Annotated in this window: 26 protein-coding genes; 8 read left to right on the top strand and 18 right to left on the bottom strand. The window is 45.4% G+C overall.

Translation table 11 applies throughout. The features are described from left to right. Positions 1-3: 3 nt before the first annotated feature. The 5 genes from Q369_RS0109735 to Q369_RS0109715 all read right to left on the bottom strand — a co-directional run bounded on the left by Q369_RS0109735 (position 4) and on the right by Q369_RS0109715 (position 5,189). Positions 4-666 (bottom strand): YdcF family protein, encoded by a 663-nt coding sequence (locus Q369_RS0109735; RefSeq protein ID WP_084165695.1) that lies wholly within the window; start codon positions 664-666, stop codon positions 4-6. Positions 667-865: 199 nt separating this feature from the next. Next, positions 866-1,498 (bottom strand): hypothetical protein, encoded by a 633-nt coding sequence (locus Q369_RS0109730; protein WP_031527616.1) that lies wholly within the window; start codon positions 1,496-1,498, stop codon positions 866-868. Between the two features lie 23 nt (positions 1,499-1,521). Then, positions 1,522-2,136, bottom strand: coding sequence for a hypothetical protein (locus Q369_RS0109725; protein ID WP_031527615.1), 615 nt, complete (start codon positions 2,134-2,136; stop codon positions 1,522-1,524). A gap of 33 nt (positions 2,137-2,169) precedes the next feature. Beyond that, positions 2,170-3,432 (bottom strand): flexirubin biosynthesis putative acyl-CoA ligase FlxY, encoded by a 1,263-nt coding sequence (gene flxY, locus Q369_RS0109720; RefSeq protein WP_031527614.1) that lies wholly within the window; start codon positions 3,430-3,432, stop codon positions 2,170-2,172. After that, the gene (locus Q369_RS0109715) at positions 3,432-5,189 is read right to left on the bottom strand and encodes a C45 family autoproteolytic acyltransferase/hydrolase (protein ID WP_229206787.1); all 1,758 of its coding nucleotides are present in this window, start codon (positions 5,187-5,189) and stop codon (positions 3,432-3,434) included. The genes flxY and Q369_RS0109715 overlap by 1 nt, the downstream gene beginning before the upstream one ends. Before the next feature lie 12 nt (positions 5,190-5,201). Here Q369_RS0109715 and Q369_RS0109710 point away from each other — a divergent pair, with 12 nt between their 5' ends. Beyond that, the gene (locus tag Q369_RS0109710) at positions 5,202-5,828 is read left to right on the top strand and encodes a 4'-phosphopantetheinyl transferase family protein (RefSeq protein WP_031527612.1); all 627 of its coding nucleotides are present in this window, start codon (positions 5,202-5,204) and stop codon (positions 5,826-5,828) included. Positions 5,829-5,859: 31 nt separating this feature from the next. Continuing rightward, the gene (locus tag Q369_RS0109705) at positions 5,860-8,334 is read left to right on the top strand and encodes a PIG-L family deacetylase (protein WP_031527611.1); all 2,475 of its coding nucleotides are present in this window, start codon (positions 5,860-5,862) and stop codon (positions 8,332-8,334) included. 3 nt (positions 8,335-8,337) lie between these two features. Here Q369_RS0109705 and Q369_RS0109700 read toward each other — a convergent pair whose 3' ends face one another. The 9 genes from Q369_RS0109700 to sufC form a co-directional block, all read right to left on the bottom strand. After that, positions 8,338-9,447 carry a vWA domain-containing protein gene (locus Q369_RS0109700; protein ID WP_031527610.1) on the bottom strand — a complete coding sequence of 370 codons (1,110 nt, stop codon included), beginning with the start codon at positions 9,445-9,447 and terminating at the stop codon, positions 8,338-8,340. Between the two features lie 89 nt (positions 9,448-9,536). Further along, positions 9,537-9,965 (bottom strand): BrxA/BrxB family bacilliredoxin, encoded by a 429-nt coding sequence (locus Q369_RS0109695; protein WP_031527609.1) that lies wholly within the window; start codon positions 9,963-9,965, stop codon positions 9,537-9,539. A 155-nt stretch (positions 9,966-10,120) separates the two neighbouring features. Beyond that, a complete protein-coding gene (locus tag Q369_RS0109690; RefSeq protein WP_031527608.1) occupies positions 10,121-10,432 on the bottom strand; it encodes an SUF system Fe-S cluster assembly protein in 312 nt (103 codons plus the stop codon). A 29-nt stretch (positions 10,433-10,461) separates the two neighbouring features. Next, complete coding sequence (locus tag Q369_RS0109685) at positions 10,462-10,893, bottom strand: SufE family protein (protein ID WP_031527607.1); 432 nt, start codon at positions 10,891-10,893, stop codon at positions 10,462-10,464. Between the two features lie 9 nt (positions 10,894-10,902). Beyond that, entirely contained in the window at positions 10,903-11,187 is a 285-nt protein-coding gene (locus Q369_RS0109680; protein ID WP_031527606.1) for a type II toxin-antitoxin system RelE/ParE family toxin, read from the bottom strand. After that, positions 11,175-11,363: a hypothetical protein gene (locus Q369_RS0109675; RefSeq protein ID WP_031527605.1), complete on the bottom strand. Its 189-nt coding sequence runs from the start codon at positions 11,361-11,363 to the stop codon at positions 11,175-11,177. Before Q369_RS0109675 ends, Q369_RS0109680 begins: the two co-directional genes overlap by 13 nt. A 53-nt stretch (positions 11,364-11,416) precedes the next feature. Beyond that, entirely contained in the window at positions 11,417-12,643 is a 1,227-nt protein-coding gene (locus Q369_RS0109670; RefSeq protein ID WP_031527604.1) for a cysteine desulfurase, read from the bottom strand. An 81-nt stretch (positions 12,644-12,724) separates the two neighbouring features. Next, positions 12,725-14,044, bottom strand: coding sequence for a Fe-S cluster assembly protein SufD (sufD, locus tag Q369_RS0109665; protein ID WP_031527603.1), 1,320 nt, complete (start codon positions 14,042-14,044; stop codon positions 12,725-12,727). 51 nt (positions 14,045-14,095) lie between these two features. Next, positions 14,096-14,854 carry a Fe-S cluster assembly ATPase SufC gene (sufC, locus tag Q369_RS0109660; protein ID WP_031527602.1) on the bottom strand — a complete coding sequence of 253 codons (759 nt, stop codon included), beginning with the start codon at positions 14,852-14,854 and terminating at the stop codon, positions 14,096-14,098. A gap of 254 nt (positions 14,855-15,108) precedes the next feature. Here sufC and Q369_RS0109655 point away from each other — a divergent pair, with 254 nt between their 5' ends. After that, entirely contained in the window at positions 15,109-16,563 is a 1,455-nt protein-coding gene (locus Q369_RS0109655; RefSeq protein ID WP_031527601.1) for an arginine deiminase family protein, read from the top strand. 47 nt (positions 16,564-16,610) lie between these two features. Beyond that, positions 16,611-17,567, top strand: a complete 957-nt coding sequence (gene ctlX / locus Q369_RS0109650; RefSeq protein ID WP_031527600.1) for a citrulline utilization hydrolase CtlX — start codon at positions 16,611-16,613, stop codon at positions 17,565-17,567. A 56-nt stretch (positions 17,568-17,623) separates the two neighbouring features. Here the strand turns inward: ctlX and Q369_RS0109645 are convergent, their stop codons facing one another. After that, a complete protein-coding gene (locus Q369_RS0109645; protein ID WP_031527599.1) occupies positions 17,624-18,082 on the bottom strand; it encodes a hypothetical protein in 459 nt (152 codons plus the stop codon). A gap of 240 nt (positions 18,083-18,322) precedes the next feature. Here Q369_RS0109645 and Q369_RS0109640 point away from each other — a divergent pair, with 240 nt between their 5' ends. Both Q369_RS0109640 and hemW read left to right on the top strand, forming a co-directional pair. After that, complete coding sequence (locus Q369_RS0109640; RefSeq protein ID WP_035333208.1) at positions 18,323-20,389, top strand: TonB-dependent receptor; 2,067 nt, start codon at positions 18,323-18,325, stop codon at positions 20,387-20,389. After that, positions 20,389-21,510: a radical SAM family heme chaperone HemW gene (hemW, locus tag Q369_RS0109635; protein WP_031527597.1), complete on the top strand. Its 1,122-nt coding sequence runs from the start codon at positions 20,389-20,391 to the stop codon at positions 21,508-21,510. The genes Q369_RS0109640 and hemW overlap by 1 nt, the downstream gene beginning before the upstream one ends. Before the next feature lie 6 nt (positions 21,511-21,516). Here hemW and Q369_RS0109630 read toward each other — a convergent pair whose 3' ends face one another. Beyond that, positions 21,517-21,936: an OsmC family protein gene (locus Q369_RS0109630; protein WP_031527596.1), complete on the bottom strand. Its 420-nt coding sequence runs from the start codon at positions 21,934-21,936 to the stop codon at positions 21,517-21,519. A 272-nt stretch (positions 21,937-22,208) separates the two neighbouring features. Here Q369_RS0109630 and Q369_RS0109625 point away from each other — a divergent pair, with 272 nt between their 5' ends. Together Q369_RS0109625 and Q369_RS0109620 are read left to right on the top strand one after the other, a co-directional pair. Continuing rightward, positions 22,209-22,748, top strand: a complete 540-nt coding sequence (locus tag Q369_RS0109625) for a hypothetical protein (protein ID WP_031527595.1) — start codon at positions 22,209-22,211, stop codon at positions 22,746-22,748. Between the two features lie 82 nt (positions 22,749-22,830). Then, a complete protein-coding gene (locus tag Q369_RS0109620) occupies positions 22,831-23,454 on the top strand; it encodes a DUF1684 domain-containing protein (protein ID WP_031527594.1) in 624 nt (207 codons plus the stop codon). Here the strand turns inward: Q369_RS0109620 and Q369_RS0109615 are convergent. Together Q369_RS0109615 and Q369_RS0109610 are read right to left on the bottom strand one after the other, a co-directional pair. Beyond that, entirely contained in the window at positions 23,441-23,890 is a 450-nt protein-coding gene (locus Q369_RS0109615) for a GNAT family N-acetyltransferase (protein ID WP_031527593.1), read from the bottom strand. The genes Q369_RS0109620 and Q369_RS0109615 overlap by 14 nt on opposite strands. Positions 23,891-23,964: 74 nt before the next feature. After that, positions 23,965-24,516: a YcxB family protein gene (locus Q369_RS0109610; RefSeq protein ID WP_031527592.1), complete on the bottom strand. Its 552-nt coding sequence runs from the start codon at positions 24,514-24,516 to the stop codon at positions 23,965-23,967. Positions 24,517-24,685: the final 169 nt, after the last annotated feature.

The raw sequence follows: 24,685 nt of genomic DNA, 5'->3' as shown, positions 1-24,685 counted from the left end.
CATTTATGGTTCCTTACTTACCGACGAAGAGGGGATCATCCGGTCTTTAAACTTCTTTTTGTATTTTTTCTTTTTGAGATCTTCTTCGTGCCACACAATGTACTTGCCCATTGTGCCTTTGAAACGCTGGAAGAAGTTTTCCCTGTCTGACAGCTTTTGAAAGTTCTCCCGTTTTGTATTTTCCAGATTGATCCTTGGCTCGTACAAATTCAGCACTTTGATGGTATCAATCACTGTTGGCATTAATCCGACAGGCAGCTCATACTTTTTAATAAACCGCCGCATATAGCTTGTCTGCACCGGGTCTGTTGCCAATGCGATTTTGTTAAATCCCAGGTCTTTGGCGAGCCTGTAGGAATAGTAGATGTTCTCGGTGCTGTGCTGGGCCTTTTCTTCTGTAAATAAGTTTTCCCGCGGCACGCCAAGCGCCTCCGCGTAGTTGGCCATCACACGGCTCTCAATATACTCCGTAGCAACGGCTGAGCCCGAAAAGATGATGTTTTTAGTATATCCTTTGGCATAGAGATAATGTGCCCAATGGATTCTCAGCTGCAAAATCATATCCCATTTCTCTCCGTTGAATGGATAACCGGGAACAATGACTGCGTCGTAGGGCTGTTCCTTTAAACCTTTTTGAAAAGCCTTATCCGCCGAACGGTACAGCATCCTGCCACATCCGGATAAAAATATGGAAAGAAGCACTGAAAGGATCAAAGTTGATATTCTCACAAGTTGTGATTGTAATTTAAGCAGTAAGCTGTGAAAAGTTCACCGAAACCGGCAAACAAATCACAGCTTATCAGGCAACAGTATGGTATCGGTATTAAATTCTGAGCTTTAAAAATACGCAATTCTATTTATTTTCTCAGCCTTTGAAAGACTTACTCCACTTCTTGTACAGCTTGGAGTCGATCTCCTGGTTGATCTTGTAAACGGCGCCAGCCCAATAATTCCTGAACCCGAAACCGCCTGCTTTTCCTTCAACATGCTCGGTATAAAGCACCTTTTTCGTGCTCAGATCAATGAATGTGACCCAGGCTGTCATTTTCTCGGCGGTTTTACTCAGGTTTTCCACCACGTACACGATCCCAATCCCGTCCTTCTCGCTCAGCAAATATTTGGCAACCGATTTCTTAACCTGATCTTCTGTAATGCTGTTCGCAGTTTCCGTGATGTTCTCAGCCACATTCACTGATTTATTGAATTTAATCATATCCTCAACCTTGGAAACATACTGACCATCGTTGAGATTGAATGCTTTTTGAAGCGAGAATTTCTTTGGCTCCATTTCGATCAGATTATTCCAGCTCACCATGTGCTGGTTCTGGATTGCGCCAGGATCTGTGAACCCTACGGAGCCTACGTACTTGGCTTGTGTAAAATCAAGTCCGAGAAAAACCACCTTTGCTTTTCCTGCAAACAGGTCGGCCATTGTATGATCAGCCAAAACAGCTCCCGCATTGCAGAGCAGGAGAGCAAACAGTACTAACTTCTTCATAACCTGAGGTATCGAGTGATTAACTACTTCATTTTTCTTTCGAGGAATGCAGCCAGCGTTTTTCCAGCTTTTGCATAGGATTCAGCCAAACGGGCGCCCGTATCGAAGTCCATTCCGAAAGCCACAGCGCCTGGTACATTTCTCATGGCCAGCTCAGCCACTTTTCCAGATTTGTTATTGGATTCCACCACATCAATCTCGTAATCGATATAGGCATTCTTGCGCATTACACCCACATTGAAGCCGGGCTCTACAAATTTGGTCCGCACGATCATGGTATACGCCGCATCCGGACGTGATTGTACAACCTGCAATCCTTTGTCCTCCATTCCCTTGTTAAATAACTCTTCGAATTTCGGCTCAAAACGATTTTTGCGGTCGTCGACCCAGGCTTTTTTCCAGGCATCTCCCTTCCCGGATTCTTTCGCATTGTACTCGGCCGATTTCTTATCGACATACTCCTGCTCGGTAGCAAATTTACCTACCCCGAAACTAGAATAGTCGTACTCTACATTGACGATTTTTTGTCCCGATAAAACGGCGACATCTCCGGAACGCGCCTCTACTCTCTGGGCGATTGAAGCATTGAAACTCAGGGCAACCATAGCTATTACGGATGCAAAAACGAACTTTTTCATGGACTAACTGACAAGTATTTAAGTGATAGAGGCTCAAATATATATCAATTTTTCAGGTTTGCGTTTCTCCTGGCGGAAGATTCGGAAGGAGAGTTCTTCAGCGGTTATAAACTCAAAAACGGGCGTTACCCGGAGCTTGGATTTGAACAGAGAATGGAGCATTTCACGGAAAGCCGGCGTATGTAACTGCATAGCTAACAGTACAGTTATCTCATCATTTCCAAACTCGTTTTTTGATATTACCACCTGATACAGCTCAATTTCCTTGACCATATCAAGTACATCAAAAATCGCCGGCGGGAAAATGGTGGTACCCTTGAACTTGATCATCTGCTGCTTTCTTCCCACTACCGGACCGAGCCGCGGACTTGTGCGGCCGCACGCGCACGGACTATAATATACATGACAAAGATCCCCCGTTTTATAGCGGATCAGCGGCATACCTTCCACACCCAACGTTGTGACTACTACTTCCCCCAGTCCGCCCTCCTCCACCGCCTGGCCTTGCTCATCTACTACTTCAAGAATCAGCAAATCCGGATTCAAGTGGCCGCCTTTTCCTTCACTACATTCTGTGAATGCGGCGCCCATTTCGGTGGATGCATAGGTAGAGAACAACTTCACATTCCATTGCGAGGTGATTCTTTTTCCCAATTCATTATATGTAAAATCAGGGTTCCGGATCGGCTCGCCAATGCAAATGATTGACTGAATGCTTGAAGACTGAAAATCGATCCCGTTCGCGATCGCGTAATCTATCAATCTTGGAATAAATGAAGGTATGGCTATAATGACGGTCGGCGAAAACCGCTGGATTGACTCCCATTGCAGGAACGGAGCTCCGGGTCCCACGCGGATCATACCCGCTCCCATTTTTCGCGCGCCCATCCAGTAGGCAAGTCCGGCCATGAACCTGCGATCGATAGTGGTCATTAACTGGTAAATATCGCGTTCACTCCCACCAGCGCATTTGAATGACTCCGCTTCATTCGCAGCTAATCTTTCGATATCCGAATCCGTGAGGTAAAATGCAACGGGGACGCTGAGCGTGCCGGAGGTTGTTACATAATCTGCGATCCGGCTCTTTGGCACACAAAGAAAATCATCATTAGCCGCAGCCAGATTGTCTTTCGTTGTGAATGGAAGTGAGTTAAGGTCAGCAATTTTGAAAACAGCTTCAATATCAACCCCGTGCTCACGAAAAACCCGTTGATAGTAAGGTGAGTGGTCACTTACGTAGGACAACAAATATTTAAGGCGGTTATCCTGCGCCTCTCGGTATGCTATTTGACTCATTAACTATCTCTTTTGAAAAAGAACCCTGACCGCTTGATGTTTTGGCAATCCGCTATCTTCCGTTCGATACCTTCTGCCTCGCGAACCGAGGCTACATCCAATTTTAGCGCCTGCTCATAGTAGCTGATCGCCTTTTTATTTTGTTCTTTGGCTTTAAAATAATCTCCCAGCGCAACATAGGTCACGTAGCTTTTCGGGTTACTTGCGATAAAGTTTCGCTCAGCTGCCGGCGTCAACTCAAATGGAATTCCGATCATCACAAACTTCGTGATCTTCTGCCGGGTCTCCTTAAATGCTTCGAATTGGCGGTAATCCGCTGATTTTAGGAATGGGTCTTCACTGATCATTTGAGCTTCTTCTAAACTCGTTCTGCCTGAAAAAACATCATTCAAGTTGTAATGAATAAATGCGCCCAGCTGGTAAGGCGGCGCGGAGATCCACATTTCTTTTTGTTCAGGTTTAAAAAGGATACCGTGGTGCGCGATCAGCTGATTGAGAGATTTCGCATTTCCATACCCGATAAATTTGTCGTCAATTCCATTCTTATCGCGCAAAATAGTCGCAGCTTCATTCACGTCCAAAGGATAGGAACGCTCCATTAATTGCGTCATGCGATCAAATCGTGCCTTGGAGTCAGAAGTAGCAATGTTTTTGATGTTCACCGAATCGCTGAGAAATGTGCTGCCCTGGTAGTGGTTGGCACAAACGAGATAATCTTTACCTGATTCATAAACATCCATTTTCTGGGGTGACTTTTCGATAATTACCGCCTTCTTGTCAGCCGCGGAACCAATCAGCAGTGACTCAGACACGAAAGTTTCACTGCGCTGGGCGATTTCCGTAGCTTCTTCGATATTGGAAGCATATTGTAAAATTTCCCGCGCAAGAATTGAAATAGGCTCCTTGGCCGTAAATGGAACATCAGATTTGGACGCATTCAATGTAACCGTAATCCCTTTTTCATTCATTCCCGACACTACGCCCGTTAACCCTGCCCACGAATATGAAGCGAATTTATAACCCTTGTCGGGTTTCATGAACACGATCAACTTGTCCTCGGCGAATGCATCGCCCATGTAAAAGTCAAAGTTGCGCGCAATCAGCAAAGTCGAATCAGCGGATAGTCCATTCTTAACTGCGAATGAAGTACAGCCTACGACCACATTCATATCCGTCAGCGCGTGACCGATATCATGCGCGGCGTGGTAGTTCATAATCCGGTAATATTTCGGCCCGATATAGTTGAACTGGTCTGAAAATGATCGCGAAACCCCATAAATCTCCTGCTGATTTTCCTCCGGAATGTATTTGTAAATGTCCCGGTTAAACCATCCCACAAACCCTTTCAGCACCTGTAAAAACATGGAACTTGGAATCAATTCGTTGATCTGTCCGACGAAATGGACTTCCTGCTTTTCCATTAACTCTTTGGCAAGCACACCATAAATCAGTCCTCGCTCGTATGGCGCGCCTTCCAGGTACATTTCCCAAATCCCGTGTTTATTCTTTTTCAACCAGCAGTTACCGACCGCATAATGATCTTTCCCTAGCTGTACGCGTTTGTAACTATCAGGAGTTTTATTACTTTCAATTTTCGGGGCAGGAAGACTGATCCGCCACAGGAATAGCCCGAACAATATTCCGATTACCAACAGGAAAATGGAGAGTGCTTTGAGAACAGATCGGGCGATTTTGTTTTTTGGCCACATAAGAAATTCAATGCGCTGCCAGTTGATGCGCAGTTGTTTTATGATCAAAATTAACGATTAATGGGAATTAGTTGCATAAAAACCATCTCTCCGCAAGCCCGACTTGGAATTTGGCATATGACCGAAACCTGGCAGGAATTGCGGAGTCTGGTTCAGCTTCCGGAAGAGGCATTTGCGCAACTTAATACCATCCCGAAGGACAAAAGAAAACAAGAATGGCTTTCCTGCCGCATGCTGATCCAGGAACTTACTTCCCGGCCGCCGGTCGTTTGGTATGATACTAACAGGAAACCTCATATTCCGGATACTGACTTTCAGCTTTCAATGTCGCATTCAGGAGATTTCGCAGCGGTGTATATTGCTCCTGACCAGTCTGTTGGAGTAGATATCCAGCAGATGAAGCCTTCGATCTCAAAAGGAATTGATTATTTTTTGAATGAAGAAGAGCAACAATGGATACATGCAGAAGATAATCTCCTGCTGCATTTGATCTGGTCTGCCAAGGAATCCGCATTCAAGTATGCCGGTGACGCTGAGCTGGATTTGAAAAAACACATTACGATTACACCTTTTAAAAGCAACCAAAACGGAGAATTTGAAGTTTTGCTTGCAAGAAAGGACACAAACGAAGCTGTCAGAATAGCTTACGATACCTTTGAAGATTATGTACTGACCTGGACCTTATAGTCCGGATTGAAGCCTCTAACCCCAACCATCTATGCGCCGATTTTTTACGATTGTTTTTGCATTTACCTTCTTTACAGTTTCTGCTCAAAATCCTTCTCTTTCTTCCAGCGAGATTTTTCAGAACGTCAAAAAGCTCAATGTACTTGGCTCGGTACTTTACATTGCAGCTCACCCGGATGATGAAAATACATTGATGCTTTCGTATTTATCGAAAGATCAAATGGTGCGGACCGGGTACCTGTCTCTAACAAGAGGCGACGGCGGACAGAACCTGATCGGCGCAGAGCAAGGTTATAATATCGGTGTAATCAGAACGCAGGAATTACTCGGGGCAAGGCGCATCGACGGGGCACAACAGTTTTTTTCCCGTGCTTATGATTTTGGTTTTTCCAAAACGCGGGACGAAACCCTGCATTTCTGGGATGCAAAAAAGGTGCAGGGAGATGTGGTTTGGATGATCCGGAAATTCCGTCCGGACGTTATCATTACCCGCTTCCCACCTGATCCCCGCGCCGGCCACGGTCACCACCAGACTTCCGCATATCTTGCCGAAGAAGGTTTTAAGCTGGCAGCAGATCCGAATGCATATCCTGATCAACTTAAATTTGTAAAACCCTGGCAAACAAAACGCCTGGTATGGAACACTTACACGCCCGGCTTTACAAACCAGAAGCCTACCGGCGAAAAAAGTCCTTTTATCTCCATTGAAATCGGCGGCTACAATCCGGTTCTAGGTAAATCTTACACGGAAATTGCAGCGGAAAGCCGGAGTCAGCACAAAAGCCAGGGCTTTGGCAGTTCACCTCAGCGGGGCGAGCGCATTGATTTTTTCCTCCATAAAGTAGGCCAGCCCGCCCAGAAGTCGCTATTTGACGATGTGGATATCAGCTGGAAAAGGGTTAAAGGAAGTGAAAAGGTACAGGCGCTGGTTACGCAGACAATCCGGAATTTTTCGGTCAACAAACCTTCCGCTTCCATTCCCGATCTGTTAAAGATCAATGCAGAGCTTACCAAGCTGGATACCGCAAATATTTATGTAAAAGCAAAAAAAGAGGAAGTACGTGACCTGATTATCCAATGTGCAGGACTTTGGTTTGAGTCAAACCCTGCCGACTTCTCAGCAGTTGCAGGCGATATAGCCACGGTGAATGTTTCAGTAATAAAGCGCTCCGACTATCCTGTGAAGCTCGTTTCAATGCATTGGATCGGCAAAGAAAAAGACAGCTTACTCAATCTTGCGCTGAATGAGAATGAGCTCAACAATTTTGGATTAAAAACGAAGCTGCCAGAGACACTAAAAATCAGTCAGCCTTACTGGCTCGAAAAGCCTATTGAAAAGGGTGTTTTCCAGATTGACAAACAAGAAGATATCGGTTTTCCTGAGAACCGTCCAGAAACTGTTACCACTTTTACATTCGAAATCGGCGGTCAGCGTTTTTCATTTGCACGGCCCTGGATTTACAAATCCACTGATCCTGCCGAAGGAGAGATTTACCGTCCGTTTGAAATTCGTCCGGCAGTTACCACAACCATTGCAGAACCAGTATACATCTTTGCCTCGGCTGAGCCGAAAACGGTGACGATGGTGGTAGAGGCGCAGAAAAGTAATGTGAGCGGCGTACTCAAACCACAGATACCAGCCGGCTGGAAGTCTGTCCCTGAGTCTGCCAATTTTACATTGACCAATAAGTACGAGCAGCAATACTTTTCATTTATCATCACGCCGCCAATCAATAATCAGGAAGTTTCGCTCAAAGCTGTCGCTACCGTTGACGGCGTGACTTTTGACAAGTCCATCCGAACCATTGCATACCGTCACATTCCTTCGCAAACCATCTTCCCAGTATCTGAGGCCAAACTGGCGAAAATTGACGTCAAAACTACTGCCAAAAACATCGGCTACATTGCCGGTGCTGGCGACGATGTGCCTACTGCATTGCGGCAAATGGATTGCCAGGTTACGATGCTGAATGCAAACGGATTATCAAAAGATCTGAGCGCATTTGACGCGATTGTTGTGGGTGTGCGTGCCTACAATACAGAAGATTATCTCACAAACTATCAAAGCAAGCTGATGGAATATGTGAAAAACGGGGGCACAATGGTGGTACAATACACGATCCCTGGTCAGAAAGTAAAAGAAATTGGTCCATATAAAATTCAGCTGGGCCGTGAGCGGGTAACAGAAGAAGATGCAGAAATGCGATTTTTGCAGCCAGACAGCCCAATCCTGAATTTCCCTAATAAAATTACCAAACAGGATTTTGAAGGCTGGGTTCAGGAACGCGGCTTGTACTTCGCTCAGGATTGGGACAAGCAGAACTTCAAGGCATTGTTTTCGGCCAATGATGAAACGGAGAGTGCAAAAGAAGGTAGTTTGCTTTATGCGCAATATGGGAAAGGCCACTACATATATACCGGCCTTTCCTTTTTCCGAGAGCTCCCTGCGGGTGTGACCGGCGCCTATCGTCTGTTTGCAAATATGATTTCGGTAGGCAAAAAGTAGGTTTTACTTTACATTCTTGCGGCGGTTACGCTGGAAATCTTCCAGAACAAATCCGCCTAACCCTTGCAGGTTGCTGTAATAAGCGCGGCCGTTATTTACCTGCGTAAAGTTTTGAACAAACTGTTTGAGGTAAGGATCGGTCGCGATCATAAAAGTAGTAACAGGGATATCCAGCCTGCGACATTGTGCTGCCAGCGTTAATGTCTTATTAATGATCTTGCGATCAAGGCCGAAGCTGTTTTTATAATAGCGGATTCCTTCTTTGAGACAGGTTGGCTTACCGTCTGTGATCATGAAAATCTGTTTATTCCGCGTCTTCTTGCGGCGCAGAATATCCATCGCCAATTCGAGGCCTGCAACTGTATTGGTGTGGTAAGGTCCAACTTCAAGATAGGGCAAATCTTTGATCTGGATCTGCCAGGCATCATTTCCGAAGACAATAATGTCGAGTGAATCTTTCGGATATTTGCTCCGGATCAGCTCAGCAAGCGCCAATGCTACTTTTTTGGCAGGCGTAATGCGGTCTTCCCCGTAAAGGATCATGGAGTGACTGATATCGATCATCACCACGGTAGCAGTAGTCGTTTTCTGCTCACGCTCCACTACTTCCAGGTCATTTTCCATCAGCATGAAATCGCCGATACCGTGATTGACCTGCGCATTTTTAATGGACTCGGTCATTGCAATCTGATCCAGCGTGTCGCCAAACTGAAACTGCCGAATGTCACTGCTCAGCTCATCTCCGACTCCCAAATGGGGGGTGTGGTGATTTCCGCCTGATTTTGACCTTTTTAGTTTGCCGAATATCTCATCCAGTGCGCTTTTCCGAATGCTTTTTTCTGCCTTCGGAGTCATTATGAGCTTGTTTTCACCTTCCTGCCGCTCTTCGGTGAGATAACCTTTCTTTTTAAGGTCCTCAAAAAAGTCACCGATCCCGTAAGAATCATTGGTTAGATTATACTGCCTGTCCAGTTCGCTAAGCCAGGACATAGCTTCGCTTACATCACCGGAGGTCATGAGTAGCAACTGCTGGAAAATATCAAAAAGCTGCTCAAACTTGCTGTTGGCACCTTGCTCGGCGGGTATGAACTTGGAAAAACGATGTCCGCGCATGATAATAAAGAAATAAAAAGGCTGTAAAAGATTCGGCTACTTCCAAGTTAATTGAAAGTAGCCGAATGTCAATGTTCTGATCTTCTTAACTAGGCTTCTTCGGCACAAAACTCTTCGAACGCCATTTGCAAATGCTGCGCGATCATTTCGGCAGAACGGCCTTCAATGTGGTGACGCTCAACAAAGTGGATCAATTCTCCGTCTTTAAACAGCGCAACAGCTGGTGAAGATGGCGGATATGGCAATGTATATTCGCGCATTTTTGCAGTCGCTTCCAGATCTGCTCCTGCAAATACAGTTGCGAGATGGTCAGGCTTGATTTCGCTGCGCGACAATGCTGCTCTCACGCCCGGACGAGCCGCGCCAGCTGCACAGCCACACACTGAGTTAATCACTACAAGTGCAGTTCCTTTTGTGTTTTGCATGAAGTTGTCTACTTCTTCGGCAGTTGTAAGATCCTGAAAACCAACATTTACAAGTTCGGCTTTCATTGGGGCCACTAATTGCGGTGGATACATATTCTTTAATTTTTATGGTTATTTTCTATACTTCGGCTTTCAGCTGTCGGCTGTCAGCCATTTTCTTTTTTATTTCAAAGCCGACAGCCAATAGCTGACAGCCACTTCGTTTTTTATCTCAAAGCCGAAAGCCGATAGCTGACGGCCGAGGTAACTTACATAAAACCCAGCTCTAATTTTGCCTCTTCCGACATCATTTCGGTTGTATAAGGCGGATCGAAAGTCAATTCTACACTCACATCGTTCACCCCTTCCACTTCGCGTATCTTCTGTTCTACTTCACCCGGCAAGGTACCCGCTGACGGGCAAGACGGAGAAGTTAATGTCATGGAAACGAATACATTATTTACCGGGAATACTTTCAAATCGTAAATAAGGCCGAGCTCATAAACATCCACGGGAATTTCCGGGTCGTAAACGGTTTTAATTGCCTTAACTACTTCTTCCCGCAATTCTGAATCTGACATTGTCTTAGTGATTATCTGAATGATTTCAATTATTCTGCATTGACAGACTTAGCCTGATAGGCAAATCCGTAAGCTTTCATCTGTTTCAACATCGCCGCAAGTCCATTTGATCGTGTCTGCGCTAAATGCTGGTGTAAGCCGATTTTCTCCATAAAGTACAGATCAGCATTTGCTACCTCCTCCGGCGTATGTCCTGAAAGCACTTTTACCAGCATGCTCACCAATCCGCGCACGATAATCGCATCGCTGTCTGCCTCGAATTTCAGCAAATCACCATCCATGTAAGCATTGAGCCAAACTCTGGACTGGCACCCTTTGATGATATTGTCTTCGGTCTTGTATTGTTCTTCCAAAGGTGGGAACTGCTTTCCGAGATCAATGATGTACTCGTATTTACTTTCCCAATCATCAAACAACTCAAAATCAGAAATTAGTTCGTCCTGTGTCTCGTTTATCGTCATTGTATTTCGTTATTCTGATAATGGCCGGGAAGTATGTCTTATCGCCAGAATCTCTACATCATCTTTTTTGGCGTTGTAGATAACTCTGTAATTTCCAACGCGTATTTCCCGTATACTCTCAATTCTTGTCTCCGGTATTTTCCTACCCATTTTAGGAAACTTCTCAACTAGCTCCACTTTCTGAAAGAGTTCATTGATCCATTTCTTTGAGTAAGATTTTGACTCGGATTCGAGCCAAAGAAATATGGTATCTAAATCCTGCCTGGCTTCTTTGGACCAAATTATTCCAGCCATTTTTTATAAGAATCCTTTACTTCTTCATGTGTGTATGATTCACCGTTCTCAATTTGTCTGCCGGATCTCTCGATCTTTGACAATAATATTATCTGCTCAATAACCTGCTCTACCTCGATTTGGTCCGGCATTGTTTCCAGCGAATTGAGCAAAATCTCCTTTGGTATGGTTTCCATTGTAAACAGGATGCTTCGTTACATGATCAACTTCTGAAAGTAATTTACGAAAATTATCCAAGCATTCTTTTCACCTTATGAAGACCCTTTATCAGAAGGTCAATCTCCTCTTTCGTGTTGTAAACAGCAAAAGATGCCCGGGAGGTTCCGGTAATATTGAAGCGGCTCATCAGCGGCTGCGTGCAGTGGTGACCGGTCCGCACGGCGATACCTTGCTGATCCAGCAATACGCCGATATCCTGGTGATGTATCCCGTCAATCACAAATGAAAGCACACTCACTTTTTCCTTTGCTTGCCCGATAATCTTCAAACCGTCAATCTCACCAACTGCCTCGGTAGCATATCTCAGAAGCTCATTTTCGTATGCGGCAATGTTTTCTTTCCCCAATGTATCCACATAATCCAGCGCATACTTGGCGGCCACTACATCAGCAATGTTCGGAGTACCAGCCTCAAATTTGTAGGGAAGCTCATTATAGGTTGTTTTTTCAAATGTAACTTCCTTGATCATCTCCCCTCCTCCGCGATAAGGCGGCATTTCGTTCAGCAAGTCCCTTTTACCATACAAAATACCCATTCCCGTAGGACCATAGATTTTGTGCAGGGATAATGAATAGAAGTCACAATCGAGATCCTGAACATCCAGATGCAGGTGTGAACTTGCCTGCGCGCCGTCAAGCAGCACCTTCGCTCCTACCGCGTGTGCTTTTTGTATAATTTCTTTCACCGGATTGATCGTCCCGAGGGAATTCGAAACATGTACCACAGATACAAACTTGGTTCGTTCCGTGAGCAGCTTTTCATATTCGTCCATCAGCAGCTCGCCCTCATCGTTGATCGGGATCACTTTGAGAATGCAGCCTTTCTCTTCACAAAGCATTTGCCAGGGGACAATATTGGAGTGATGCTCCATTGTCGAAATAATCACTTCGTCGCCTTCTTTCAGGAATTTGCGACCGTATGTAGCTGCCACGAGGTTAATCCCGTCGGTGGTACCGGAAGTAAAGATGATTTCGTCAGAAAATTCTGCATTCAAAAATGCCTGCATCCGCTTTCTCGATTGCTCGAATGCAGAAGTTGCTTTTTCGGCCAGGTGATGGATACCACGGTGAATATTCGCATTGTAATGCTCGTAATAACCCGAGATTGCATCCAGTACAACCCGCGGCTTCTGCGTTGTAGCTGCATTGTCGAAGTAGACAAGCGGCTTTCCATTTACCACCTCATTGAGGATCGGGAAATCTTTCCGGATGGATGATATATCAAAAGAAGTATTCATGAGATGTTTTTTAAGAAAAATACCCAACCCAAAAAAATTGAGCTGGGCAACAATTAGCTGTGTCTTGAATGATCGCGGACGTTATTTGGTAGCCAGCTTTTCAGCTATTAAATCTTCCAGGTATTCTCTGATCGAGTCTATTTTGATCTGCGAAACTACGTCCGCACAAAAAGCAAACATCAGCAGGGATAGCGCCTCCGAGCGTGAGATACCTCTTGAACGCATATAAAATAATGCCTCTTCATCTATCTGCCCGGTTGTCGTTCCATGCGAACATTTTACATCGTCCGCAAAGATTTCAAGCTGGGGTTTGGTGTTCATTGTAGCATCCGGGGAGAGTACAATGTTCTTGCAGGATTGAAATGCATTCGTTTTCTGAGCATCAGGACGAACATAAATCTTTCCGTTAAAAACACCTTTCGACCTGTCCCTCAAAATTCCTTTATACAGTTCGTTGCTGTTCGAATTTGGCTTGCGGTGATCGGCAGTGGTATGATTGTCAACATGTTGTACTCCGTCGGGAAAATACAGACCGTACATATGCGCTTCACAACGTTCCCCGTCAATTACTATATTGAGGTTGTTTCTTGTAAACCGGCCGTTCAAAGTCACTGTACCGGCGTAAAACTGCGAGCGATCCAGCATTCTTACCTGAGTAGTACCGATGTGGTATGCTTTCTCACTCTCATTCTGCACTTTGTAATACTCTACGCCTGCATCTTCACTTACATATATTTCAGTCACTGCATTTGTAAATGAACGCTCTGCTCCCAAGGTCCTGAAAGCTTCTGCAAGCTTCAAATGTGCATTGCGGCCGACAGAAATGATATTTCTGGGCTGGCTGCCTATGTTCTGATTTCTTGCGTCACTCACAAACCGCAAAATCACCGGGTGCTCGACCGTTTTGTTCTCAGGTACATGAATGAAAATTCCGTCCTGTGTAAAAGCGGTGTTCAGCTCGGTAAATGCGTCGCCGCTTTCGCCGGCCAGCTCGTTAAAATAAGAATTGATCAGATCTGGATCATTCTTGATTGCTTCTGAAAGCGAGCTGATCGTCAGTTGGTCAGGCGAAGAAACAAGTCTTGACAGCTCGGCGTGATAATGCCCGTTTACAAAATAGATAATATTAGCATCCTGCTCGGGGATTCTAAGATCCTGCAAATCGCTCAGCGCAATATCACTTGGTGCATTGAAATTATAGGATTCGCTTACTAGCTCTTTAACGTTGGAGTATTTCCACTCTTCGTTCTTGATAGTTGGGAAGCCCAATTTATCAAACCTGGCCAGTGCCGCACGTTTTTTCTGGTGAAACGCAGACGACGCTGCGCCGTTCATGACAGATTCACGTGCGTAAAAGTCTGTAACAAGCCTGGTTTTTAAATCTATTGTTTCGGTACTCATCGAATTTTTAATAAGGTACTTTAATGCCAAGAAACTCCACAAACAAGGTTCTTAACTGACTGCTTCCACTTCGGCTTTGATCCAATCGTAACCTTTTTCTTCCAGCTCCAAAGCCAGTTCTTTCGGGCCCGATTTTACGATCCTGCCTTTATAAAGTACGTGTACATAATCAGGAACAATATAGTCAAGCAAACGCTGATAGTGGGTTACCACGATCGTAGCGCGCTCAGGAGAACGAAGCGAGTTAACACCTTCCGAAACTATGCGCAATGCATCGATATCCAGACCGGAATCCGTTTCATCAAGTATCGCCAGCTTCGGTTCGAGCACCGCCATCTGGAAAATTTCGTTCCGCTTTTTCTCCCCACCTGAAAACCCTTCGTTCAATGCGCGTTTCAGCAGCGAGTCGTTCATACTCACCAGCTTGGCTTTCTCACGCACCATTTTAAGGAACTGAGCTGCATCCAACGGGCTTTCTCCTCTATATTTACGGATTTCGTTAACCGCAGTTTTCAAAAAATTAATGGTAGTAACACCAGGAATTTCAACAGGATACTGAAACGCAAGGAAAATACCCTCAGCGGCTCTTTCCTCAGGAGCTATTTCAAGAATATCTTTTCCGTTGAAAACAACACTCCCGCCTGTTACTTCGTATTCCTCTCTTCCCGCAAGCACAGACGCCAACGTACTTTTGCCGGAACCGTTAGGACCCATAATTGCATGTACCTCACCCGGTTTCACTTCCAGGTTGATACCTTTTAATATTTCCTTACCTTCAACTGAGGCACGCAAGTCATTTATTGAGAGCATAACTGATTAATTCTTAATAGATAGTTCGTGGCAATTTTACCGCAAAAGTAACACGTTTTGGCCGTAAAAGAAAATGGACGCAACTGGCTGAAAACGTGCACCACACCTAACCTACAACCTTTTTAATACCGCCCTTGTTCCCGTATAAATGATATTATATCTCAAAACGGCTGCATCCTTGCCTGTGGCGCGTGAGGCTATTTTTAATTGATCAATAAACCCTTATTTTGCGATCAAAGCATTTGTAATACTTCATGCAAACGACCAATACAGACCACCGCTACAAGGTAAAAGTCACGTCGGAGACAGGGCGGCTCAAACGACTTTTGATACATAGTCCCGACCGCGGCCTCGGCAAAGTTGTGCCCAGCAAGGCGCAGGATTGGCTTTTCGAAGATATTGTTCATCTGGACACCATGCGGCGGGACGAATATGATTATTACGTCAAGCTGCTGCTCTACTTTCTGGATCCTGAGAAGATCAAAGGAAAGCTCGCCGAAGTCGACGCAGACACCGGACGCTCCTTTTTTATCCCCGGTTCGGATCATTATTATAATTCGGACTGTGTCGTCGATTTTCAGAAATTACTTGCCGAGATACTGGAAGAACCCGGCACGCGCAGCAAGCTGACAGCGGCGATCTGCGGAATAGAAAAATGTGCATTCGCAATCCAGGAAGAGCTGCATACCTGCCACCCGCACGAACTGGCCAAGATCTTCATCTCCGGGTCTCGTTCCGACGAGCGAATGCTATTTGCGCCGCTGCCGAACCTGATTTTTATGCGGGATATCGGCATTGTGATCAATGAATACATTCTCCTGAATAAACCCGCCAAAACCGCACGGACCCGCGAATCCATTCTGGCGCAATATGTATTTTTCAACCACCCGATGTTTGAACATGTCAGGAACAATGTGATCGAGATACCTGATAATGAAAAGCATTTTTTGTTGCCCGATGACGAAAAAGCGAGCGATTACCACCGCTGCACGCTGGAAGGCGGCGATATCATGACCGTGGCGCCTAATCACCTGGTGATCGGATGCAGCGAGCGGACCAGCATTTACGCTGCTCAGCAGGTGATGAAGATTTTGTTTGAAAAAAATGTGGTCAGCAAAATCACGATCATCAAAATCCCGAAAAAGCGTGACTACATGCACATTGATACCATTTTCACGCAGGTTAAGAAAAATGTGTGGGTACTGCTGGGTTCACTGGCGCGGCTCGGCGACGAGGCCCGAAAGAAAGACGTACTACACTTTTTCGCGCCCACGGATATAAACAAGGAATTCAGGATATTACAGTTTGAGAAAGGAACGGAACAACCCCGGGAAATCGAGAACCTGGAAGATCTTCTAACAGATATCAGCAAAACGGACCTCGGCAGCGAAGAGCCTGTCCAATTTATTTACTCCGGCGACAATGAATTTCCCTACGGAGAGCGCGAACAATGGACCGATTCCTGTAATCTGCTCGCATTGCAGGAAGGCGTGGTAATCGGTTACGATCGCAATGACAAAACGCTGGAAGCTTTTCGCAAGAAGGGTTTTACGGTGATCAGTGCCAAAGATATCATACAACAATTCGAGTCGGGGCACCTTGATCCCGAAACCCTCCGCGATACGTTCATTACCCTCCCCTCAGCAGAACTTTCCCGTGCGCGGGGCGGATCTCATTGTATGAGCATGCCCATTTTGCGTGAATTTTAATATTGTAATCATACCGTTTCGATCGTAAATTGTGTAAAAAAACTCCTATGCGCGTTATCACTTCATCTGCCCAGATACAGCCACAGTCTACTTCCAGGATTATGATGATCCGCCCGGCCAGCTTCGGGTATAATGAAGAGACTGCCGCAACCAATGAATACCAGCAGCGGAACCTGTCGCCCAACGAAAGCAACACGCCCGCGCAAACCGCCGAAGAGGAATTTGCTTTAATGACCGATCAGCTCAGCAAGGCGGGCATTGAAGTGCAGATATTCGACGATACTGATCATGTGAGGCGGCCCGATGCCGTTTTTCCAAATAACTGGGTGTCTTTTCACCAAAGCGGAAAGGTGGTATTGTACCCGATGATGGCACAGAATCGCCGGCTGGAACGGCGGAAGGATATTATCGAGGCGCTCGGAAAAGAATATAAGATCGAAGAGATCATCGACCTTACTTACTTCGAGGAAGAGGGCAAATTCCTGGAAGGTACCGGCAGCATGGTGCTCGACAGAAGATACAAGATCGCTTACGCCTGCCTTTCGCCCAGAACACATCCCGACGTACTGGCCGCTTTTGGTGAGGCAATGGGTTATGAAATCATCGCATTCAATGCGACTGACGAGAACGACAAGCCCATTTACCACACCAATGTACTGATGTGTGTGGGAGATATTTTCGCGGTGGTTTGCCTGGAATCAATTAAAGATCCCGACGAGAGATTAATAGTGAGAGCTGCACTGGAAGATACCAACAAGTACATTGTAGAAATATCACTGGATCAGGTCCGCCATTTCGCCGGCAATATGCTGATGGTGCGAAATGCAAGCGCAGACAAATTCCTAATCATGTCGACGCAGGCTTACGAATCACTTACCAGCAAGCAGGTGCACCAGTTAAACGAGTACGCACGCCTGCTGCATACCGATTTGTCGTACATTGAAGCACACGGCGGAGGCTCGGCCAGGTGTATGATGACGGAGATCCATTTACCCAGAAAATAAAAAAATGCTCCCGTTAACAGGAGCATTTTTAGAATACATAACCCTAATCCAAATTCCTAGTCTTTAATATCTGCTTTCGCCTTAGCGATCTTTTCGTTCGTTTTAGCTTTGAATGCATCCCACTTCTCGGCGGTTTCATCTTCTACCTCGTTCCAGGAAGCTTTCAGTTCGTCTTTTTCCTTGTTCAGCTCAGCTTTGCGGTCGCGCCACTTTGCTTTTTCTTTATCAGCAGCTTTCTCCATTTTGGCGTCTGCTTCTTCAATTTTCCTGTCGAGTTTCGCAACAGCTTCGTCGATATCTTTCTTCAATGAAGCCTTGTCTTCTTTCACTTTCGCCTCAAAATCATTTCCGGCTTCTTTGATGTCAGCTTTTGCCTCGGCTACATTGTCGTCCATGTCATCTTTCGCTTCATCAACTGTTTCCTGTGCAGAATCTTTTGTTTTTTCTGAACAGCTTGTCATTGTCAGCATGCCCATGGTCAGCATTGAAGCGACCATCAAAGTGATCTTTTTCATAATGTTTTGTTTTGGTAAAACTTGTATGCGAATGTTGTCATTTGAAGGTTTTATTAAAAAAATCTTACCAAAAACGTATAGCCCTATTCTCACTTGCTTTTTGTGGAAGTTTGTTCTCAATGCCCTAGTTACCTGTTCCTGGCTGAACTTCGCGTAAATGGAATGGGTTTGTTGGTAAATAGACAGGCCCGATTTCTTTATGTATCCGGTTTTGTACTTTATTGGTATAACCACAGCCCCATGCGCCAACTTTACCCACTAGCCCTGACATTATTCTTTGGAACAACCTGCCCGGCAGCATTCGCTCAGACCGATTCGCTGGCCGCCCGCCAGTTGCAGGAAGTCACAGTCAATGCATTTGAATCAAAAACAAACCCGCTTACCACAACCGCCACCGTCGCAGTGCTCAATGCACGCACGCTCGGAAGATTCTCCCCCACAACCTGGGTCAATGCGGTAAGCAGCGTGCCGGGTGTGAGAATGGAAGAACGTTCGCCGGGTAGCTACCGGTTTTCAGTGAGGGGCAGCCTGATGCGCTCCCCTTTCGGCGTCAGAAACGTGAAGTTTTACTGGAATGGGATTCCATTCACCGACGCAAGCGGAAATACCCCGCTTAATTCCGTGGATTACGACGCGATTCAGGGAATGGAGATTATCAAAGGCCCGGGCAGCAGTATTTATGGGGCAGGTACAGGAGGAGTTGTGCTGCTGCAAAGCTATCCGAACAATGCTTTCCAAAACCGGGTTGAGCAAAGTGTGAGTTTTGGGAAATATGGTTTTCAGAGCCGAAACTCACTTATCCAGGTCGGCGACATTTCCATTCAGTACGGACATAGCGAACAGGATGGCTACCGTAACCACAGCGCGATGTACAGAGATGCGATTCGATTTACTTCCTCCTCTAAAATTGGAGAAAAAGGGACATTATCGCTGCTGGGTATGTATTCTGACCTCTACTATCAAACCCCCGGGGGTATCAACCTGGCGCAATACAGGGCCGATCCGAAACAAGCGAGACAGCCCACAGCCACGGTTCCCGGAAGCGAGGCACAGCGGGCAGCTATTTACACAAAACTGGCACTTATAGGAGGAAATTACACGCTGCAACTTTCCGACAGCTGGACCCAATCGAATGCATTGTACCTCACGTACACCGATTTTGCCAATCCATTTATTTCCAATTATGAAAAGCGGGATGAAAATGGAATTGGCGGTCGCAACATCTGGCAAAACCAGGCTGAATTTGGCAATGTAAAAACCAAGTGGACCAGCGGTTTTGAGTGGCAGTATGGAAAATCGGCGCAGCGTAATTATGATAACCTGGGCGGCATTCCGGGTCCACAACAAACTGTCGAGGATATCCGGACCACAAACCTCTCCGTTTTCAGTCAGCTGGAAGCTGTGCTGCTCACCGACCTGACATTGAGTGCTGGTGTAAGCTACAACACATTCAAATATAAATACGAGCGCTTTTTTGAGCTCCCATACGCAAAAGAGCAGCGCAATTTCGACGGCATTTTCGTACCGCGCTTTGCAGCTAACAAGGTAATAGCAGGCAACTGGTCGGTGACAGCCTCTTACAGCGGCGGATTTTCACCTCCTACCTTGCAGGAAGTGCGGCCTTCCGCCGGAGGTTTTCGCAGGGATTTGAATGCGGAACGCGGAGTTAACACAGAAGTTAGCTTACGCAGAACAGGCAAACGCATTACCGGGGAAGTAAGTCTGTACCATTTTGCGTTGAAAGAAAGTATTGTGCGCAGAACTAACGAAGCCGGCTCTGAGTACTTTATCAATGCAGGAAAAACGCGGCAGAATGGATTGGAGTGGACTGTATCCTACGATCTGCTTTCCAATCCGGAGTTGCCTGTTTCCCTCAGATTATGGAACAATGGGACCTGGACGAGATACACGTTCGAAAATTTCCAGCAAGCAGATACGGATTTAAGCGGCAAATTCCTGCCGGGTATCCCTCGTTTCACACAAACATCAGGGTTGGATATTTTACTTAGATATGGAATTTCCGCATTCGTGACTTACCAAAGTGCTGACGCAATGTATCTCAATGATGCTAACACTGTTAAAAATACGTCCTACAACCAATGGATTGCACGGGTAAGCTGGAAACGCAACTGGGGCAGACACTTGTACAGCGAACTTTCAGCATCGGCAGAAAAGGTCAATGCAGGAATTTACAGCATGGGTTATGATTTAAATGCATTTGGAAACCGGTATTACAATAGTGCACCAAAAAATAACCTCTGGGCTGGGTTGAAAATCGGTTGGGAGTGGCAGAAAAACGCGAGGTAATGCATTTATACATCCATATTCCTTTTTGTAAACAGGCTTGCCACTATTGCGATTTCCATTTCAGTACCAATACTTCCGGCAAACGGCAGATGGTGGAGGCAATCGCAAAGGAGATTGAATTACGCAGATCATACCTCGGCTCAGAGCAGATTGAAACCATTTACTTCGGTGGAGGTACACCTTCTGTGCTGAGCAGAGAAGAGCTCGATATCCTGCTGAATACCGCCAGCAAGCATTTCAGCATCGCCGGAAATGCAGAAATTACGCTGGAGGCAAATCCCGACGATCTTGACAGGGCAAGACTTGAAAACTTTGCTCAGGCCGGAATTAACCGGCTGAGCATTGGAATACAATCTTTTAATGAAAACCACCTGCGTTTCCTAAACCGTGTGCATTCTGCAACTGATGCAATGCAATGCGTGAAGCTGGCGCAGGAAGTCGGAATCCACAATATCTCCATTGACCTGATTTACGCGATCCCGGCTGCCGATGACCAGATCTTACAAGACGATCTGCAAAAAGCATTTGCGCTTAATGTAGCACATATTTCAGCTTACTGCCTCACAATCGAGCCGCAGACGGTATTTGGGAACTGGCTGAAAAGAAAGAAAATCCAGCCCATCGACGAAGAATTTGCAGCCAGGCAATTTGAAATACTCATTAAAACATTGGCTGAAAATGGGTACGAGCAGTACGAGATATCCAATTTTGCCAGAAATGGGCAGTACAGCCGGCACAACAGCTCTTACTGGCAGCAGCACCCTTACCTGGGCGTCGGTCCTAGTGCGCATTCTTACAATGGTGCGAGCAGGGAGTTCAATATTTCAAACAATGCTAAATATGTGGAGGCGATTGCTGCGCATGTAATCCCGGCCACTTTCGAGCAGCTTTCGGCAGAGGATCAGACGAACGAATATGTGCTGACCGGCTTGCGTACCAAATGGGGCGTGAATGTAAGCAAGCTTCAAATGCTTTCGGAAGGAAAATTCTTCACGGCCAACAGCAATGAACTATTGACCATGAAGAAAAACGGCTGGATCCGCGAGGAATCCGAAACCTTGCTGCTGACCGAATCCGGAAAATTGTTCGCAGACAGGATCGCGAGCGATTTATTTATTTGAATGCATTTAGATTAACTCCGCGTTCAAAGTAATTTCTGCATTCAGCAGCTGCGAGATAGGACATTCTTTTTTTGCTTTCTCAGCAATTTCCGCAAACTGCTCGGCAGATACGCCGGGCACTGTCGCTTTTAATTCGATTGCGCTTTTTACTACCTGCCCTTTTGTTGGATCCAGGCTCACTGTCGCAGTCGCGTTCAACTCGTCGGCTGTAAAACCAGCGGCATTCAGCTCGAAGCTGAGCTTCATTGCGAAACAACCTGCGTGTGCAGCGGCGATAAGCTCCTCAGGATTAGTACCTTTTCCTTCTGCAAATCGTGTGTTGAAAGAATATTGCGTGTTTTCCAACACTGTGCTTTGCGTGCTGATCGTGCCGGTTCCTTCTTTACCGGTGCCTTTCCAAACGGCTGTTGCTTTACGGTTTATCATTTTTGGTCTTGGTTTTGTATGTATTGATTGGTTTAAGATAATGCATCTTCAAAGCGTAAAGTAATGCGCTTCCTCTATCTACGCAAATTATTATATTATTACCCTTTTGCAATAAAAACGATCTTCCAACAGTTCCAGAAAGTGCCTGTACTTGGTTTCCAGGGCAATTTAGTTAATGAAAGTTAACGATCAGTCAGGAATTAAACTTTATCATTGCAAGGCAATCTAAATGCATATTTACAAACAATCTTCAATTTTAATTTAGCGCAATCATGAACAAGAAACTCATTCCCCTGCTACTCGTATTCGTTGCATTGTTCCAGGGATGCCGCGGTCCGGAGGGGCCACAAGGACCAATAGGAGAATCACTTATCGGAGAAACCATAGATCTGGTTGGAGTAAATTTTACCGCCGATAATGATTTTGAATATTCCATGACGTGGGATCAGGCCGATCTTGAAGTTTACGACTCGGATGCGGTTCTGATTTACAGCAACTGGAATACAGTAACTTCTGGTAATCAGCAGTTAGATGCTTACCGACTCTTGCCTCAAACAGAATACCTGACGAACGGAATGCTGACTTACAATTACGACCGCACTACCAACGATTTTCGGATATTCCTGGACGGAACAGTCAACCTGAGCACGCTAACAACAGACTACACAAGAAATCAGGAATTCAGGATTATTATAGTGCCATCCAAATTTGCCGCCCGTACCAACGGTGCATTGGATTACAACGATTACAATGCAGTCGTAAAAGCATTGAACATCGATGAATCTAAAATCCGTAAAGTATCGGTGAAATAATTCTGGAATGGTTTTTTAATTATATATTTAGAACACATTCACCCAAATCCGGTAATTGATTTACCGGATTTACTTTTTCCCTATGAAAGCCTTTTTTAACACACTTCTGCTCCTGGTTGCAACAACTGCATTATGCAGCGCGCAGCGCTTTTTGGAAGAGACGAAACAATTTCGCGACAATTACAAGAAGGAGTTTCTTCATACCGCCAACTCACCATTAAAAAAAGACGATCTCCGCTTTCTTCAATTTTTTGATGCGGATTCTAGTTATCGGGTTGAAGCGCGTTTTGAAAAAACAAGAGGAGGAAAATCATTCGAAATGCCCACTTACAGCGGTACCCAAAAGACCTACGTTCGCTATGGTGTCCTGAAATTCAGGGTGAATGGAAAGAAAGAAACATTGAATGTGTACCGCAGCCTCAGCCTGCAGGCGCTCGCCAAGTATAAGGATTACCTTTTTATTCCATTCAAAGACAAAACCAATGGAACAGAATCTTACGGTGGCGGCCGCTATATTGACCTTAAAACGACAGATATCAAGAACAATACTTACGTGCTGGATTTTAACAAAGCTTACAATCCATATTGCGCGTACAGCACAGGCTACAACTGCCCTATTCCACCTGCTGCAAACCATTTATCCGTTGCAATACCAGCTGGCGAGAAGAAATTTGCAAAGGAGCATGAGGAAACTAGCTTGAAGTAAGCTCCGGAGTGTGGGCAAAAAGAATGTACTCTCCATCGTCAGAGTCGCTCACGGCGAGTGTCTTCCATCCATTATTTTTATAGAATGCAACTGCCCTTGTATTCAGTACCAGGCATTTGAGTGTTGCATTACCCTGCAATCTTTTGACTACGTTGGCCAAAAGCCCTTTTCCTATTCCCATTCCCTGAAACGCACTGTCGATGTATAAATGGTGAATGAAATTGTCAGGCAGCCATACTGACGCAAATCCGGCCAGCTTTTCTCCCACTCTAGCCACGACAATAAACTCGTTTTCTGTATCATCATCAAAATTCGCCTCTTGCAAACGGGCTTCGTCAAACCAGTAAAAAGTTTCTCGCATGACCCGTTCATACAATGCAGCCAGCTCGGCGTGATCCGATTCTTTGAACCTTGTAAATATGACAGGCTGATCCATAATACGTAGCTGAAAGTGGCGCCATAAAAAAGCCTGACTCGTTGAGAATCAGGCAGGTATTGACAATGTAGTAACTAAGCTTTCAAGAAGTTCTTTTGCTTCATAATGCGCTCAAATACTTTGATATCGTGCTCGGAAGTGAAGATATTGAACGGAAGGTGCAGGAATTGACCTTTTGAAATGACGAGTACGTAAGCTTCCTTGTCTTTGTACGCATCCATAATTTGCTCCCACTTCATAATGCTTCCTTCTTTCTGGTTCAGCTTCATCAGGATCTGACGGTTGTCGATCTCGTATTGAAACTTTTCAAACATCGGCTTGTATTGCGCCAGCTGGGTAATTCCGGTAAACTGGATCAGCCAGAACAGAATGTAAAGTATCACACCCACAAACACCGTAATGTAAATCCAAAGGTTGGGATAAACGCCCGTCAAATTGAGTACTGCGTTGATCAGGATCAGGGCTAGGGGAATCAATCCCCATTTTAGCTGCGTTTTGAAAAAGTAACGCATAGCCAGAATAATGTATGTTTTGGTAGGTAATGCGTATTTCTTGGTACGAACCGCAGCCGGGTTCGTGGGCATTTGATAAACGGGTTGGTGTTTGTTCACCGAAACTTTCGCCATAACTTAGTTTAAATTAACAACTTCCGATTTTCGACAGAATAAAGAACAATAAGTTTTCGAAAATGAAGTGCAAAGTTAGGAAAAACCAGGCTACATATCAGAAAGCCCCTGAAATAAAAACCAGTTATGAGATTTTAGTGTAATTTGTCTTTCTTAACTGCGTTGAACA

The organism is Dyadobacter crusticola DSM 16708 (genome assembly GCF_000701505.1).
Lineage (GTDB): Bacteria > Bacteroidota > Bacteroidia > Cytophagales > Spirosomataceae > Dyadobacter > Dyadobacter crusticola.
Note: the sequence above shows the minus strand (reverse complement) of the source record. Positions and strands in the feature narration are given on the sequence as shown.

Excerpts from the sequence above, each read along its gene's own strand:
- Q369_RS0109615 (WP_031527593.1), bottom strand. The coding sequence starts at position 23,890 with ATGGATCAGCCTGTCATATTTACAAGGTTCAAAGAATCGGATCACGCC.
- Q369_RS0109725 (WP_031527615.1), bottom strand. The coding sequence starts at position 2,136 with ATGAAAAAGTTCGTTTTTGCATCCGTAATAGCTATGGTTGCCCTGAGT.
- Q369_RS0109735 (WP_084165695.1), bottom strand. The coding sequence starts at position 666 with ATGCTGTACCGTTCGGCGGATAAGGCTTTTCAAAAAGGTTTAAAGGAA.
- Q369_RS0109675 (WP_031527605.1), bottom strand. The coding sequence starts at position 11,363 with ATGGAAACCATACCAAAGGAGATTTTGCTCAATTCGCTGGAAACAATG.
- hemW (WP_031527597.1), top strand. The coding sequence starts at position 20,389 with ATGCATTTATACATCCATATTCCTTTTTGTAAACAGGCTTGCCACTAT.
- Q369_RS0109645 (WP_031527599.1), bottom strand. The coding sequence starts at position 18,082 with ATGAAAAAGATCACTTTGATGGTCGCTTCAATGCTGACCATGGGCATG.
- Q369_RS0109610 (WP_031527592.1), bottom strand. The coding sequence starts at position 24,516 with ATGGCGAAAGTTTCGGTGAACAAACACCAACCCGTTTATCAAATGCCC.
- ctlX (WP_031527600.1), top strand. The coding sequence starts at position 16,611 with ATGCGCGTTATCACTTCATCTGCCCAGATACAGCCACAGTCTACTTCC.
- Q369_RS0109690 (WP_031527608.1), bottom strand. The coding sequence starts at position 10,432 with ATGTCAGATTCAGAATTGCGGGAAGAAGTAGTTAAGGCAATTAAAACC.
- Q369_RS0109640 (WP_035333208.1), top strand. The coding sequence starts at position 18,323 with ATGCGCCAACTTTACCCACTAGCCCTGACATTATTCTTTGGAACAACC.
- Q369_RS0109630 (WP_031527596.1), bottom strand. The coding sequence starts at position 21,936 with ATGATAAACCGTAAAGCAACAGCCGTTTGGAAAGGCACCGGTAAAGAA.
- Q369_RS0109710 (WP_031527612.1), top strand. The coding sequence starts at position 5,202 with ATGGGAATTAGTTGCATAAAAACCATCTCTCCGCAAGCCCGACTTGGA.
- Q369_RS0109625 (WP_031527595.1), top strand. The coding sequence starts at position 22,209 with ATGAACAAGAAACTCATTCCCCTGCTACTCGTATTCGTTGCATTGTTC.
- Q369_RS0109705 (WP_031527611.1), top strand. The coding sequence starts at position 5,860 with ATGCGCCGATTTTTTACGATTGTTTTTGCATTTACCTTCTTTACAGTT.
- Q369_RS0109680 (WP_031527606.1), bottom strand. The coding sequence starts at position 11,187 with ATGGCTGGAATAATTTGGTCCAAAGAAGCCAGGCAGGATTTAGATACC.
- Q369_RS0109620 (WP_031527594.1), top strand. The coding sequence starts at position 22,831 with ATGAAAGCCTTTTTTAACACACTTCTGCTCCTGGTTGCAACAACTGCA.
- sufC (WP_031527602.1), bottom strand. The coding sequence starts at position 14,854 with ATGCTCTCAATAAATGACTTGCGTGCCTCAGTTGAAGGTAAGGAAATA.
- Q369_RS0109685 (WP_031527607.1), bottom strand. The coding sequence starts at position 10,893 with ATGACGATAAACGAGACACAGGACGAACTAATTTCTGATTTTGAGTTG.
- Q369_RS0109655 (WP_031527601.1), top strand. The coding sequence starts at position 15,109 with ATGCAAACGACCAATACAGACCACCGCTACAAGGTAAAAGTCACGTCG.
- flxY (WP_031527614.1), bottom strand. The coding sequence starts at position 3,432 with ATGAGTCAAATAGCATACCGAGAGGCGCAGGATAACCGCCTTAAATAT.
- Q369_RS0109730 (WP_031527616.1), bottom strand. The coding sequence starts at position 1,498 with ATGAAGAAGTTAGTACTGTTTGCTCTCCTGCTCTGCAATGCGGGAGCT.
- Q369_RS0109695 (WP_031527609.1), bottom strand. The coding sequence starts at position 9,965 with ATGTATCCACCGCAATTAGTGGCCCCAATGAAAGCCGAACTTGTAAAT.
- sufD (WP_031527603.1), bottom strand. The coding sequence starts at position 14,044 with ATGAGTACCGAAACAATAGATTTAAAAACCAGGCTTGTTACAGACTTT.
- Q369_RS0109670 (WP_031527604.1), bottom strand. The coding sequence starts at position 12,643 with ATGAATACTTCTTTTGATATATCATCCATCCGGAAAGATTTCCCGATC.
- Q369_RS0109700 (WP_031527610.1), bottom strand. The coding sequence starts at position 9,447 with ATGCGCGGACATCGTTTTTCCAAGTTCATACCCGCCGAGCAAGGTGCC.